Source organism: Oleiphilus sp. HI0061 (assembly GCF_001635675.1).
The window spans coordinates 1-1,125 of sequence record NZ_LWFE01001481.1; the positions used below are offsets into that span (position 1 = coordinate 1).

Below are 1,125 nucleotides of genomic sequence, written 5' to 3' on the forward strand. Positions count from 1 at the left end.
CATAAAACTTTACGGCCTTCTAACAAAGCACTTTTACATTTACCTTAGCTGCACAAACAACTAAGCGTGATGACAATCACATAAAAAAATATGATTATCGATAAAAAAGAACCGGCATGTCTATCTTTCAAGACATGCCGGTACTTTATTTATGACTTCATAACAAAATCATAGTCATCTCTAAAACAAAGCTCAAAAAGCTTACACCTTAGCGACGTAGACCTAAGCGAGCGATCAAGTCTAAATAACGCTGACCGTCCTTACGCTTCAAGTAGTCCAACAACTTACGACGCTGGTTAACCATACGGATCAAACCGCGACGTGAATGGTGGTCGTGCTTGTTACCCTTGAAGTGGCCTTGCAATTTGTTGATGTTAGTTGTCAACAATGCAACCTGAACTTCTGGAGAACCAGTATCACCTTCAGACTGTTGATATTCGCTTACTACTTTTGCTTTTTCTTCGGCATTAAGAGCCATAGTTATTTCCTCAATATGCTAATTAAAACTTAAGCCAACCGCGCATATTTACAGTCAACTCGTTTGCGAAACTTGTTTTCTTTCTACCGTTATTAGTTTGAAAAAGACCTATACCTGTGTCGCAATTTCATTAAAGTTGACGAGTCGACTAGGTTGTAACATACCTTCTTCGTCAATTTCAGCGACACCAGCAAAGACATATTGCTGACCATCTTTTTCAAAGGTAGATTCAAAATACTGCTTGAATATTGTCTGCTCGACACTTAAATTTTGGCATAAAGTATCAACAGGCAGATAAATACAGACAAAGCCAGTATTTTCAAAGTCGGCTATTCTAACCGCTTGTCCATTTAATATCGAGCTTACAAGCTCATTTTTTAGGCATACTTTGGGTGTATCAGGCAATAAACTGTCAATTGGCAGTAAATTGACATCTAAAACTGCTTCCAAGCCTTCACCTAAAGCAAGTTCTTGAGACATTTCGTCCAAAGCAAGCATCTTAACAGTGCTATCCAACATGAAGTGCCCGGCCTTAAAACGACGCAACATTGAGACATGCGCACCACAGCCCAGTTCATTACCAATATCTTCCACTAATGAGCGAATATAAGTACCTTTCGAACATTCGACAGTCAAATCGAGCTGCT

Annotated in this window: 1 protein-coding gene and 1 pseudogene; both read right to left on the reverse strand. The window is 39.2% G+C overall.

Annotated features, from left to right (window positions below; translation table 11 throughout):
- Positions 1-208: 208 nt before the first annotated feature.
- A complete protein-coding gene (gene rpsO, locus A3735_RS23155; RefSeq protein ID WP_068509647.1) occupies positions 209-478 on the reverse strand; it encodes a 30S ribosomal protein S15 in 270 nt (89 codons plus the stop codon).
- Positions 479-586: 108 nt separating this feature from the next.
- Positions 587-1,125: pseudogene (locus A3735_RS23160) on the reverse strand (hypothetical protein); the annotation flags it as partial.